The sequence below is a fragment of the Actinomadura rupiterrae genome (assembly GCF_024172125.1).
Classification (GTDB): domain Bacteria; phylum Actinomycetota; class Actinomycetes; order Streptosporangiales; family Streptosporangiaceae; genus Spirillospora; species Spirillospora rupiterrae.
This window is the reverse complement of sequence record NZ_JAMZEA010000001.1, coordinates 385555-398368: the sequence shown is the minus strand read 5'-3', so window position 1 is coordinate 398368 and position 12814 is coordinate 385555. Positions and strand designations below refer to the sequence as shown.

Annotated in this window: 11 protein-coding genes; 6 read left to right on the top strand and 5 right to left on the bottom strand. The window is 73.0% G+C overall.

The genetic code is table 11. The annotated features are described in order from the left end of the window. Positions 1 to 8: 8 nt before the first annotated feature. The 3 genes from FHU30_RS01880 to FHU30_RS01870 all read left to right on the top strand — a co-directional run bounded on the left by FHU30_RS01880 (position 9) and on the right by FHU30_RS01870 (position 2365). On the top strand, positions 9 to 854 hold the full coding sequence (locus FHU30_RS01880; RefSeq protein ID WP_253870664.1) for an SDR family NAD(P)-dependent oxidoreductase: 846 nt from the start codon (positions 9 to 11) through the stop codon (positions 852 to 854). 182 nt (positions 855 to 1036) lie between these two features. Further along, a complete protein-coding gene (locus tag FHU30_RS01875) occupies positions 1037 to 1666 on the top strand; it encodes a TetR/AcrR family transcriptional regulator (protein WP_253870662.1) in 630 nt (209 codons plus the stop codon). A 69-nt stretch (positions 1667 to 1735) separates the two neighbouring features. Then, on the top strand, positions 1736 to 2365 hold the full coding sequence (locus tag FHU30_RS01870) for a LysE family translocator (RefSeq protein ID WP_253870659.1): 630 nt from the start codon (positions 1736 to 1738) through the stop codon (positions 2363 to 2365). On the opposite strand, the gene FHU30_RS46845 is transcribed toward FHU30_RS01870, so the two are convergent. After that, positions 2362 to 4725: a D-alanyl-D-alanine carboxypeptidase family protein gene (locus FHU30_RS46845; RefSeq protein ID WP_253870657.1), complete on the bottom strand. Its 2364-nt coding sequence runs from the start codon at positions 4723 to 4725 to the stop codon at positions 2362 to 2364. The two genes, FHU30_RS01870 and FHU30_RS46845, sit on opposite strands and share 4 nt — an antisense overlap. Before the next feature lie 225 nt (positions 4726 to 4950). Here FHU30_RS46845 and FHU30_RS01860 point away from each other — a divergent pair, with 225 nt between their 5' ends. Then, positions 4951 to 5547: an RNA polymerase sigma factor gene (locus FHU30_RS01860; RefSeq protein WP_253870653.1), complete on the top strand. Its 597-nt coding sequence runs from the start codon at positions 4951 to 4953 to the stop codon at positions 5545 to 5547. Between the two features lie 3 nt (positions 5548 to 5550). Further along, positions 5551 to 6588 (top strand): LCP family protein, encoded by a 1038-nt coding sequence (locus FHU30_RS01855; RefSeq protein ID WP_253870652.1) that lies wholly within the window; start codon positions 5551 to 5553, stop codon positions 6586 to 6588. A 5-nt stretch (positions 6589 to 6593) separates the two neighbouring features. Here FHU30_RS01855 and FHU30_RS01850 read toward each other — a convergent pair whose 3' ends face one another. Further along, on the bottom strand, positions 6594 to 7739 hold the full coding sequence (locus tag FHU30_RS01850) for an aminotransferase class V-fold PLP-dependent enzyme (RefSeq protein WP_253870650.1): 1146 nt from the start codon (positions 7737 to 7739) through the stop codon (positions 6594 to 6596). Positions 7740 to 7894: 155 nt separating this feature from the next. Here FHU30_RS01850 and FHU30_RS01845 point away from each other — a divergent pair, with 155 nt between their 5' ends. Beyond that, the gene (locus FHU30_RS01845) at positions 7895 to 9877 is read left to right on the top strand and encodes an ABC transporter ATP-binding protein (protein ID WP_253870648.1); all 1983 of its coding nucleotides are present in this window, start codon (positions 7895 to 7897) and stop codon (positions 9875 to 9877) included. 197 nt (positions 9878 to 10074) lie between these two features. Here FHU30_RS01845 and FHU30_RS01840 read toward each other — a convergent pair whose 3' ends face one another. Genes FHU30_RS01840 through FHU30_RS01830 form a run of 3 tightly spaced genes read right to left on the bottom strand, consistent with a single transcriptional unit; the run spans position 10075 to position 12808 of the window. Then, positions 10075 to 10950, bottom strand: a complete 876-nt coding sequence (locus tag FHU30_RS01840; RefSeq protein WP_253870646.1) for an ROK family protein — start codon at positions 10948 to 10950, stop codon at positions 10075 to 10077. Further along, positions 10947 to 11846 (bottom strand): carbohydrate ABC transporter permease, encoded by a 900-nt coding sequence (locus tag FHU30_RS01835; RefSeq protein WP_253870644.1) that lies wholly within the window; start codon positions 11844 to 11846, stop codon positions 10947 to 10949. The genes FHU30_RS01840 and FHU30_RS01835 overlap by 4 nt, the downstream gene beginning before the upstream one ends. Next, a complete protein-coding gene (locus FHU30_RS01830) occupies positions 11843 to 12808 on the bottom strand; it encodes a carbohydrate ABC transporter permease (protein ID WP_253870642.1) in 966 nt (321 codons plus the stop codon). The genes FHU30_RS01835 and FHU30_RS01830 overlap by 4 nt, the downstream gene beginning before the upstream one ends. Positions 12809 to 12814 lie beyond the last annotated feature (6 nt).

Here is a 12814-nt window from a genome sequence, read left to right as displayed (position 1 = left end):
GAGGCCAGGTGGAGGATTTCGACGGGCGCGTCGCCGTCGTGACCGGCGCGGGCAGCGGCATCGGCCGCGCGCTCGCGGAGCGGTTCGCGGCCGAGGGCATGCGCCTCGCGATCGCCGACATCGAGAAGGACGCGCTGGACGCCGTCCGCCGCTCCCTCGCCGCACGCGGTACGGAAGTGATCGCGCAGGTCGTGGACGTGGGCGACGAGGAGGCCGTGCACGCCTTCGCCGACCGCGTCTTCGACGGCTTCGGGGCCGTCCACGTGCTGTGCAACAACGCGGGGGTCTTCAACGGCTGCCAGATCTGGTCGCGTCCCGCGCGCGACTTCGCGTGGGCGCTCCAGGTCAACTTCTGGGGCGTGCTGCACGGGATCCAGGCGTTCGTCCCGCGGATGATCGAGGGCGGCGACGAGGGGCACATCGTGACCACCTCGTCCGTCGCGGGCCTGTTCGCCGCGCCGTTCTCCGGCCCGTACTCCGTCTCGAAGTTCGCCGCCTACGCCGCGACCGAGTGCCTCGGGCACGAGCTGGTCGTCTCCGGCTCCCGGCTGCGCGCCTCGGTCCTGTGCCCGGGCGGGGTCGCCACCCGCATCCATCAGTCGGAACGCAACCGTCCGGCGTCGGCGCGGACCGAGCCGTCCGACGACCAGGCGTTCGTCGAGCAGGTCATCGCGGACACCGTCGCGGCCGGGATCGCGCCGGAAGCGGTCGCGGAGCAGGTCGTGGACGCCGTCCGGACGCAGCGGTTCCTGGTGCTGACGCATGACGCGTACCGGCCCGGGCTCGCCGCCCGCGCCGCCGCGCTCGCGTCCGGCGAGCTGCCTCCACTGCCCGACTACGAAACCCGTGACTGACCGCCTCTGCTGCCCGACTACGAAAGCCGTGACTGACCGCCTCCGCTTCCGACTGCGAAACCCGTGACTGACCGCTCCGCTTCCGACTGCGAAAGCCGTGACCGAGGGTCTCGATTCGAACGCGCGCCCCGTGGGACAGGCGGATCTGCGGGACAATGGGAGCGTCATCCCGAGGAGGCGCGTTGAGCGGCAGTGTGAGTGGCGGCGTCCGGATCACCGTCACCAGGACGTTGACGAAGGACCAGCAGGCCCGCCGGGAGCGGCTGCTGGAGGCCGCGCGCGAGCTGGCGGACGAGGGCGGCTACGGAGCCGTCACGATGCACGACGTCGCCGACCGCGCCGGCGTGGCCCGCGCCACGGTGTACCGGTACTTCGCGACCAAGGACCACCTGCTCACCGAGGTCGCCGCGGCCTGGGCGCACCGGGTGACCGCCGACATCGACGCGCTCGCCGTCGGCGACACCCCCACCGAGCGGCTCACCTCGCTGCTGGAGCGGATCGTGGAGATCGCGTCCGGTGAGCTGACCCTCACCTCGGCGATCATCCAGGCCGTCACCTCGGACGACCCGTCGGTCGAGGACGCCCGGACGGTGCTGTTCCTGTTCGTCCGGGACCGGCTGTCCGCGGCGATCGGCGACCCGGTGCCCGACCGGGACGCGGTCGAGATCGTCCTCGGCCACACGCTGCTCGCCGCGCTGGTCGCGCTGACCTCGCTGCGGCGGCCGCTCGAAGAGGTCACCTACATGGTCCGGACGTCCGGACGGCTCGTCCTGGCCGGAGCCCTCGCGACCGAGGCCCAGGCCGCGTCCTGAGCGTGGTCCACGGAGTGTCCGGCTGATTGGTCCTGTCGCGCGCGCACGAGCGCGCCCTACGGTGCCGGGATGAGCAACCCGTGGCTGTTCCTGCTGGCGGCGACCACCCTGATCGCCATCCCCGGCCCGAACCACCTCTACATCGTCACGCGCAGCATCGCGGACGGACGCCGCGCAGGCGTCGTCTCCGCGCTGGGCGTGGAGTGCGCGACGCTGGTGCACGTCGCGCTCGCGGCGGCCGGGCTGTCGGCGCTGATCGCCGCGTCCGCGACCGCGTTCTCCGTGCTGCGCTACGCGGGCGCGGCCTACCTGCTGTACCTCGCCGTCCGGACGCTGCGGTCCCGCGACGAGCTGAGCGAGGTCCGCGTCGCGCCCGCCTCGCTGCGCCGCGTCTTCCTGGACGGCCTGCTCGTCAACCTGTTCAACCCGAAGGTCGTGCTGTTCTTCCTGGCCTTCCTGCCGCAGTTCGTAGACCGCGCGGCAGGCGCCGTCCCGCTCCAGATCGCCGTCATGGGCCTGACCGTCGGTGCGATCGGCCTGCTCAGCGACACCGTGTACGCGGTCGCAGCCGGCTCGATCGGCAGCTGGCTCCGCGCACGCCCGGTGTTCCGCCGCCGCCAGCGCTACGCCACCGGCCTGATCTACCTAGGCCTAGGTGCAGCAGCCGCCCTCGCCACCCCCTCCACCCGCACCCGCTAGCCGAGGCGGAGGAGGCGCTGGACGATGGACGGCTTGTGTAGGGGGCGGTCCAGTGTTAGCGGGATGCGGGCTGAACCGGCCGTCAGGGTGCCGACCTTGGCGTTCTGGGGGGCGGAGCCGGGTGGGTTGCCGGCGACGCCGTACGGGACGGTCAGGCCGGGCCAGCCGACGACGGTGACGGGCTTGGCCGCGCGCAGCGGGGTGTGGCCGCCGAGGCCGTCGTCCACCTGCGCGACGCGGCTCCCGGACGGCGCGACCGTCGCGGCGACCAGGGCGTTTCCGGCAGCGGCGACCAGCGGCTGCGCGGCGGAGATCGCGCCCATCGCGCTCGGCGACGGCTGGTTCATGACCGCGCCGAGGATCAGCGTCTCCACCCCGCCGACCTGGCGGCGCGCGGCGAACACGAAGTTGCCGCCGGCCTTGTCGGTGTAGCCGGTCTTGCCGCCGACCACGCCGTACTGCCCGAGCAGGATGTTGCCCGCGTTGCGCGGCTTGCCGCCGCCGTCCGGCACGAACTCGCGCAGCGCGACCGACTCGGCGAAGCCGGGCAGCCGCATCGCCGCGCGCAGCAGCTTGACCTGGTCGGCGGCCGTGCTGACGGTCGCCGAGTCGTAGCCGCTCGGGTCGGTGTAGGTGGTGCTGGTCATGCCGAGCGAGCGCGCCGCCTCGTTCATCTTCTGGACGAACGCCTGGTCCGAGCCTGCGTCCCAGCGGGCCAGCTCGTGCGCGACGTCGTTCGCGGAGATGACCAGCAGCGCTTCGAGGGCCTTGCGCTCGGTGAGCCGCTGGTTCGGCGTGATGCCGAGCAGCGACTCGCCGCGCTTCTTGCGGTCCGCGACCTCGGCCGCGCCCTGCGGCGTGACCGTGAACGACGGCCCGTCCTCGCCGCTGCGCAGCGCCTTGTCGTGCAGGACCACGTACGCCGTCATGACCTTGGCGACGCTGGCCGTGGGCGTCGGCGTCGCCGCGCCGGACGAGCCCATCGTGCCCAGGCCGTCCACGTACACGGTCGCCTGCCCGGCGTTCGGCCACGGCAGGCTCGGCTTCTGCCCGCCGAACGTGTGGCTGGACGCGGACATCGACAGCGCCAGGGACGGCTCCGGCACCGGCCGCACGAGCTGCCCGGCCACCACACCGGCGACCAGGACGAGGACGGCCACAAGCCCGATCACGAGCCCGCGCTTGCCGCGCTTCGGCTCCTCCTCGTACGCGGGCGCGTCCGTCCGGGGTGCCTGCGCTTGGGGCTGCGCCTGCGGCTGGGCCGCCACGGCGAACTGGGACGGGTTCAGCGGCGCGTCCATGCGGGTGACGTCGGCGTCCCAGGTCTGCGCCTGGGCCTGGGCGCGCGCCTGCGCCTCGGCCTGCGCCTGAGCGCTGAACCGCGGCACGATCGGCCGATCCACACTCCCCAGCGGCCCGGCCGGAGCCGGACCAGGCCCTGCAGGCCCGGCGGACGCCGGGGAGGGCGCCGAGGGCCCGGCCTGATGCGGTCCGCTCGTCCGAGGCGGCACCTGGTGCTGCCCACTGGTTCGGGGCGTGGCTGGGTGCTGCCCGCTCGTCCGGGGCGTGGCCGGGGGCTGGCCGTTCGTCTGGGGCGCGACGGGGTGCTGGCCGCTGGTCCGAGGCGCCGCCTGGTGCTGGCCGCTGGACCGAGGGGCGACCTGCTGCTGCTCGTGCGCGCGCGGGGCCTGCTGCTCGGGCGGGCGCGGGGCGTTCGGGTGCTGGCCGCTCGTCTGGGGCGTGCCCTGCTGGGGCGCGCCGGGCTGGGGCGGGGCCTGCCGCGGGGCGTTCGGCTGGTGGCCGGCAGTCGTGGGATGGGTGCCGCTGGTGCGGGGGGTGTCGCCACCCCGTCCTGGGGTGGACGGGTGGGAGCCGCTGGTGTGGGGCGTTGTCGGGTGCGGGCCGCTGGTGCGTGGGGCGTCCTGGTCGTGCTTCTCCCGCGCGGGCGCAGGAGGCTCCGCCTTGGGGGCCTCGGGCTTCGGGGCGTCCGGCTTGCGGACGGTGGGGAGCTTGTCCTCGACCGTCGGGGACGCCGAGCGGAACGGTTCGCCCTCGGCCGCCTTGGGGAGCGCGACCGTCCACTGCCCGGACGACTTGGACGCCTGGACGGGATGCGCGCCCGACTCGCGCGAGCCCTTCTCCGGCTCCGGCCTCTCGACCGGCTCCCCGCCAGGCCCCTCGACCGGTTCCCCGGCAGGCTTCTCGACCGGCTCCGCGCTCGGCTTCTCGACCGTTGAATCGGGCTTAGGCTCGGCGTCGGTTTCGGCCGGGGGCTCCGGACGGGCGGGTACGGCGAACTCGATCGTCTCCGACCTGGCCGGCTCGGTCTCGTCCGGCCGGTTCTGGGCGTCGTCCGTCACGCCGCGTCCTCCTGCTAGCCCCGGGAAAGCTGAAGTGCGCGGTCGTAGGCGGACCGGAACCCCCGTTCGAGTCCCCGCGCTCATCTGGAAAGATGCGCAGGTTATCCGGAAAGTTCACTTCGTTATCAATTGGTGATCTTGAAATCGCGAACCCGGGCCGCCCGGAACGGCAAGACACCGTCGAAATCAGGCCCGACTACCCCCGGGAAGGCCGTGGTGTCCACGATGACCGCCCCGCCCGCCGTGACGGCGGACGACGCGGAGCTGATCCGCCGGTCGCACGACGATCCGGAGGCGTTCGCCGCGCTGTTCGACCGCTATGCCGGGATGCTGTACCGCTACGTGTCCCGCCGGCTCGGCCCGGAGACCGCCGAGGACCTGGTCGGCGACACGTTCCTCGCCGCGTTCGGCGGCCGGCACCGCTACGACCTGGCCCAGCCGGACGCGCGGCCCTGGCTGTTCGGCATCGTCACCAAGATCATGGCGCGGCACCACCGCCGCGAGGCCGCGCACTACCGGGCGCTGCGCCGCAGCCCCGTGGACGGTCCGGACGACGGCCCCGCCGAGCGGGTCGCCGCGGGCGTGGCGGCCTGGGAGTCGCGCACCGCGCTCGCGGCGGCGCTGGCCGCGCTGCCGCGCCGGGACCGCGACGTCCTGCTGCTGGTGGCGTGGGGCGACCTGTCCTACGAGGAGGTCGCGCGCGCTCTTGACATCCCCGTCGGCACCGTCCGGTCGCGGCTGAACCGGGCGCGGCGCAAGGTGCGCGCCGCGCTCGGCGGCGTCGACCCGACCGCCGTCGATCCGGCCGCTGAGGAGGGCTGAGCCGTGGACGACCTCACGAACGACCTGCGCGACCTCGGCCGCGCCCTGGAGCACCAGCCGCCGCCGTCGCTGGCCCGCCAGCGGACCCGGCTGACCGACGCCGCGCGGGCGCCGCGCCGCCGGCTGCGCCCGCGCGGCTGGACGGCCCTGGCGCTGGCCGCCTGCGCGGTCGCGGCGCTGCTGCTGGTCCCGGCCGTCCTGCTGCGCACCGGCGATCACTCGTCGGAGAAGACGAACGGCCTGGCCGGGGCGGGCAGGCACCGCGCGATGACGCTGCTGCTGCTCGGCTCCGACTCGCGCGGCCCGGCGTCCGACCGCCGCTTCGGCGGCGCGCGCTCCGACACGATGGCGCTGGTCAGGCTGCCCGCCGACCGCAAGCGCGTGACCGTGGTGAGCCTGCCGCGCGACCTGCTCGTCCGGCTGCCCGGCTGCCCCCGATCGGACGGCGGCACCGCCCCGCCCGGCCCCGGGCCCCTCAACTCCGCCTACGGGCAGGGCGGGGTGTCGTGCGCGGTGAGGACGGTCGAGTCGGTCACCCGCGTCCACGTCGACCAGGCCGTGGTCGTCGACTTCAAGGGCTTCAGCCGCATGGTGGACGCGCTGGGCGGCGTCACCGTCGTCCTGCCGAAGTCGGTGAACGACCAGAAATCGGGCCTTCACATGAGCGCGGGCAGGCACAAGCTCAACGGCAAGGGTGCCCTCGCGTACGCGCGCGTCCGGCACGGCATGGGCGACGGCTCGGACCTCTCACGCATCAAACGCCAGCAGGGGCTCATGGCCGAACTCTCGCGCGAGGCGATCGATGCGATGCACAACGATCCGCTCCGGTTCGCCGCGTTCCTGAAGGCGTGCCTAGGCTCGGTGAAGACGGCGCCCGGTCTGGACCTGGACGGTATGAAGGCGCTGGCCGACAGCCTCAAACGCACCGATCCGTCCAGGGCGCTCTATGTGACCCTGCCGAACAAGCCGGCCGCGTCCGATCCCAACCGGCTGGAGGTGGACGAGCCCCGGGCGTCCCAGGTGCTCGCCCCCTTCAGATAGGCAGGTCAGAGGACGGCGAGCAGTCGCTCGATCTCCTCTTCGGAGTTGTAGTAGTGCACGGAGGCCCGGACGACCGCTTCCACGGCGTCCGGGTCGTATCCGTGCCAGCGCGGTTCGCTGACGTTCACGTTGATGTCTCGTGCGCGCGCGGCCTGCACGATCTCCGTCGGCGTCCGGCCGTCCACGCTGAACGTGACGAGGCCCGACCGGATCACCCCGCGGTCGTGGACGGTCACGCCCGGCCTGGACGCCAGTTCCGCGCGCAGCAGCGACGCCAGCACGTCCACGCGCGCGCTGATCGCGTTGATGCCGAGCCCGGACGCGTAGTCGGCGGCCACACCGAGCCCGATCTGCCCGGCGATGTACCGTTCCCAGGTCTCGAAGCGCTTGGCGTCCGGACGGAGTTCGTAGTCGGGGGCGTGCCACTCGGCGGCCGCGTTGTCGAGAAGCGGCGGCTCGATGCTCGTCAGGACGTCCCGCCGCGCGTACAGGAAGCCCGTGCCGCGCGGCCCGCGCAGGTACTTGCGGCCGGTCGCCGAGAGTAGGTCGCAGCCGATCTCGTTGACGTCCACGGGGAGCTGGCCGACCGACTGGCAGGCGTCCAGGAGGAACAGCACGCCCGCCGCCCGGCACAGCCGCCCGACCTCGGCGGCCGGGTTGACCAGCCCGTTCGACGTCGGGACGTGGTTGAGCGAGACCAGCCGCACGCCGCCCCGGCGCAGCTCGTCCTCCAGCGCGTCCAGGTCGATCGTGCCGTCCGGTCCGTCCGGAACGACGTCCACCTGGACGCCGCGCTGCCGGTAGGCGATCGCGTTGGACGAGTACTCGCTGGTAGTCGTCAGGACGCGCTCGCCCGGCGCGAACGCGATCCCGTAGAACGCCATGTCCCAGGCGCGCGTCGCGTTCTCCACGTAGGCGATCTCGTCGCGGTGCGCCCCGATCAGGCCCGCGACGGCGTCGTAGAACCGGTCGATCGCGGCGGCGTTCGCCTCGGCCGCCTCGTAGCCGCCGGTCATGGCCTCCAGCTCCAGATGGCGCGCCACGGCGTCGATCACCGGGCTCGGCGGCAGCGCGGCGCCCGCGTTGTTGAGGTGCGCCACCTTCGCGCACCCGGGGGTCTCGTTCCGGACCTTCGCGACGTCGATCTCCATGGTCGAGACGGTACCCGGCGGGAATGTCAGACCCCTCGGGCAGAGTGGTCCGGCGAGCGGAGTTGACCTAAACATTGGTTGAGGTCTCAGGATGGGGCTCCGACCGCATCCCGGCCCGGACGCCTCCGGACCGCTCGACCCTGGGACGGACGCTCATGGACATGGAGATCACCGCGTGGCACTCGCTGCACCACGCGATGAACGCGAAGGACGAACGCCGTCCCTTCTCCCGCGCGACGCTGCGCCGCATCGGCGCGTTCGCCCGCCCGCACGCACGGCGGCTCGCCGGGTTCCTGCTGGTCAGCATCGTGCTCGCGGTGATCGCCGTGATCACCCCGGTGCTCGCCGGACGGGTCGTCAACGCGATCGTCGGGCACCGCTCGTCCGACGTGGTGGTCGGGCTGGCCGTGCTGATCGCCGGGCTGGCGCTCGCCGAGGGCGGCCTCGGCCTGGTGAACCGCTGGCTGTCGGCGCGCATCGGCGAGGGCCTGATCCTCGACCTGCGCACCGCCGTGTTCGACCACGTCCAGCGCATGCCGGTCGCGTTCTTCACCCGCACCCGCACCGGCGCCCTGGTCAGCCGCCTCAACAACGACGTGATCGGCGCGCAGCGCGCGTTCTCCGACACGCTGTCCGGCGTGGTCAGCAACCTGGTCACGCTGCTGCTCACGCTCGCCGTCATGGTCAGCATCTCCTGGCAGGTCACGCTGCTCGCGCTCGTCCTGCTGCCGGTGTTCGTGCTGCCCGCGCGCCGGATGGGCCGCCGCCTCGCCGGGCTGCGCCGCGAGGCCGCCGCCAACGACGCCGCCATGTCCACGCAGATGACCGAGCGGTTCTCCGCGCCCGGCGCGACCCTGGTCAAGCTGTTCGGACGGCCCGCCCGCGAGTCCGCCGAGTTCGCCGTCCGGGCCCGCCGGGTGCACGACATCGGCGTCCGCACGGCCATGCTCCAGCACGTGTTCATCACGTCCCTGACCGTCGTGTCGGCGCTCGCCCTCGCGCTGGTCTACGGCCTCGGCGGCTTCCTGTCGCTGCGGCACCAGCTCGACGCGGGCGCGGTCGTCGCGCTCGCGCTGCTGCTCACCCGGCTGTACGCGCCGCTCACCGCGCTCGCCGGCGCCCGGCTGGAGATCATGAGCGCGCTGGTCAGCTTCGAGCGCGTCTTCGAGGTGCTCGACCTGGAGCCGCTGGTCAAGGAGAAGCCGGACGCGAAGCCCGCGCCCGAGGGCCCGGTGTCGGTCGAGTTCGACCACGTCCGGTTCGGCTACCCGTCCGCCGACAAGGTCTCGCTCGCCTCGCTGGAGGAGGTCGCCACGCTCGACTCGCGCGGCGGCGTCGAGGTCCTGCACGACGTGTCGTTCCGCGCCGAGCCCGGCCAGATGATCGCGCTGGTCGGCTCGTCCGGCGCGGGCAAGTCCACGATCGCGCAGCTGCTGCCGCGCCTGTACGACGTGGACGCCGGCGCCGTCCGGCTCGGCGGGGTCGACGTCCGCGACCTGTCGTTCGACGCGATCCGCGAGACGCTCGGCATGGTCACCCAGGACGGCCACCTGTTCCACGACTCGATCCGCGAGAACCTGCTCCTCGCCCGTCCCGAGGCCGACGAGGACGAGCTGTGGGACGTGCTCCGCCGCGCCCGCCTCGACGACCTGATCCGCTCCCTGCCGGACGGCCTCGACACCATCGTCGGCGAGCGCGGCTACCGCCTGTCCGGCGGCGAGCGCCAGCGCCTCACCATCGCCCGGCTGCTGCTGGCCCGCCAGCGCGTGGTGATCCTGGACGAGGCGACCGCGCACCTCGACTCCACGTCCGAGGCCGCCGTCCAGGAGGCCCTGTCCGAGGCGCTCGACGGCCGCACCGCGATCGTCATCGCGCACCGCCTGTCCACCATCCGCGCCGCCGACCAGATCCTCGTCATCGAGGCCGGCCGCGTCGTCGAGCGCGGCACCCACGAATCCCTGCTCGCCGAAGGAGGCCGCTACGCAGAGCTGCACAGCACTGCGTTCATGGAGCCTCCGGCTCCGTCGGTCTCGCCTGGGGGCTCGACCGACGGCCCGGACACTCTGGCGAGCGCGACGTCGCTTCGCGACCTTCGCGCCGGGAGCTCGCCTTCGGCGTCGCACCCGGCACTCAGATAGCGCGCTCGCGCCGGTTCAGGCTGTTGACGGTGACGTAAGGGCCATCCCTCACGAGCGGCATTCGCGAGTTCCGGCCGCTCATCGCGGATCCGGTCCGTTCTACTTCCCTGGGGACGGGCCGGATCCGAATTACCTCGGTGGGCTGGAGCCGGACGGTGGTCGCCGTCCTGCGAAAGCAGCGACCACCGCCCGGGGGCTTAAAGGAGGCGCGAAGCGAGCACCGCAGCGCCGTGCATGCCGGCCAGGGGGCCGAGTTCGGCCTGGACCAGGGGCGGGGGAGCGCGGAAGGTCAGGCGCGGGACGAGGCGCTCGGCCAGCGGCGGCAGCAGCGCGTCGCCCGCTTCGGCGAGGCCGCCGCCCAGCACGATCCGGGACGGGTCGAGCATCAGCGTCGCGGCGGCCAGCGCGTCCGCGAGCGTGTCCAACGCGAGCGTCCACACCTCGGCGCAGCGCTCGTCGCCCTCGGCCGCGCGCCGGACGACCTCCTCGGCCGGGACGCCGCCCGCGCGCCGCGCGATCGCGGCGGCGGACGCGTAGGTCTCCAGGCAGCCCCGGTTCCCGCACGCGCACGGCTCGCCGCCCGGCCGGACGACGATGTGCCCGATCTCGCCGCTCCACCCGGACGAGCCGGGGTAGGGCGTGCCCGCCAGCACCATCGCGGCGGCGATACCGGTGCCGATCGGCAGGAACAGGAAGTCCCCGCCGGACCGGCCCGCGCCCCGGACGGCCTCGCCGAGCCCGCCCGTCCGCACGTCGTGGCCGAGCGCCACGGGCAGCCCGAGCCGCTCGGCGGCGAGCTTGCGGAGCGGGACGTCCCGCCAGCCGATGTTGGACGAGTTGACGGCCGTGCCGGTCGCCTCGTCCACCAGGCCCGGCACGACGATCCCGGCGGCGGCGACACCGGGCGCGCTCGCGGCGAGGTCCGCCGCGAAGTCGAGGATCGCGCGCACGACCGTGTCCGGCCCGTGCTCGCGCCCGGTGGGACGGCCCTCGGTGCGCAGGACCGTCCCGTCCGGCTCGATCAGCGCGCCCTTCATCGAGGTGCCGCCGACGTCCAGGGCCACGACCGTCATTTGATGGAGCCCGCGGTCAGCCCGCCGACCAGGTACCGCTCGATCACGACAAAGAGGATCACAACCGGCACGATAGCGATGACCGAGGTGGCGAAGAGGAACTGCCAGTGCGCCTGGTACTGCGTCACGAACGACGGCGCGACCACGGTCAGCGGCTTGCGGTCCGGCGAGACGGTCACCGTCAGCGCCACGATGAACTCGTTCCACGCCGCGATGAACGTGTAGACGACCGCCGTCACCACGCCCGGCATCGAGATCGGCAGCGTGACCCGGGTCAGCGCGCCGAACTTGCCCGCGCCGTCCAGGAACGCCGCCTCCTCCAGCTCGCGCGGGATCGACGAGAAGTACCCGTGCAGGATCCACACGCAGAACGGCAGGTTGAACGCCGCGTTCACCAGGATCAGCGCCAGCAGCGTGTCGGTGAGGTTGAGCGCGACCATCTCCCGGTAGATGCCGATGACCAGCGCCGTCGGCGCGAACATCTGCGTCACCAGGACGAGCAGCAGGAACGCCCCGCGCCCCCGGAACCGGTTGCGCGCGGTGTAGTACGCCGCGGGCAGCGCGCACAGCAGCGTCACCAGCGTGGACGCGACCGCGACCTCCAGCGACACCGTGAGCGCCTGCCCGACGCCGGTGCCCTTCCACACGTCCGCGTAGTTCGACCACTCCCAGTGGGACGGCACGTACGTGCCGGGCGAGCGCGTCAGATCGGACGGCGACTTCAGCGACGTCAGGAACATCTGCAGGTAGGGCAGCACGAACAGCAGCCCCACCAGCCAGCCGACCGCCGTCAGCAGCACCGTCCGCAACCGGATCGGACGCCGCTGCTTGGCGGGCCTCCGGACCGGGGCGGCCTTGGCCGGACGGCGCGACGGGGTCGCCACGGCGTCGCTCATCGGGTCTCCTCCCGCCAGCGCGAGAACCGCAGGTACAGCAGCACCATGATCAGCACCAGCGCGAAGTTGACCACCGACATCGCCGCGGACTCGCCCACGTGCTGGTCGGAGAAGGCCAGCTTGTACATGAAGGTCGTGGTCGTGTCGGTGTCGTTGCCGGGCCCGCCGCCGGTCATCTCGTAGATGATCGGGAACGAGTTGAACACGTTGATCACGTTGATGATGCCCGCGATCAGGATGGCCGGGCGCAGCAGCGGCAGGGTGATCTGGAAGTAGGACCGCCACGGGCCCGCGCCGTCCACCCGGGCCGCCTCGTACACGTCCGCCGGGATGGTCTGCAGGCCCGCGAGGATCACGAACGAGGTGAACGGCAGCGACACGAACACCGCCACCCACATCATCCAGATGACCGCCTGGTGCGGGTCGCCGAGCCAGTTGTGCGGGTGGTCGATCACGTGCAGGTCGAGCAGCACCCGGTTGACCAGGCCGGAGAAGTTGTCCAGCATCCACTTCCAGATCAGCGCGGTCATCAGGACCGACGCCGCCCACGGCACGATCACCGCCCAGCGCACGATCCGGCGGCCGGGGAAGCGGGCGTTGAGGAGCTGGCCGAGCGCCAGCGACAGCAGCAGCGTCACGACCACGACCCCGGCGACCCACAGCACGGTGCGCAGCAGGACCGGGACGAGGGCGTCCTCGTCGAACAGGTCGGAGTAGTTCGTCACCCCGTTCCAGCCCTCCGTGAGGCCGGACGAGGTGATCTTCTGCAGCGAGGTGCGGGCCATCTCCACGACGGGCCACAGCACCACGAAGGCGATGAGCAGGATCGACGGGCCGAGCCACAGCAGGGGCGCGAGCTTGCGCAGCGCCCGCAGCGCGGCCGGGGACGCGCCCCCGGAGCGGGAGACTCCGGGGGACGCGTCCGGCAGGCTCACGTCGTCCGCGTGATGGACGTCGTGCACGGCTCG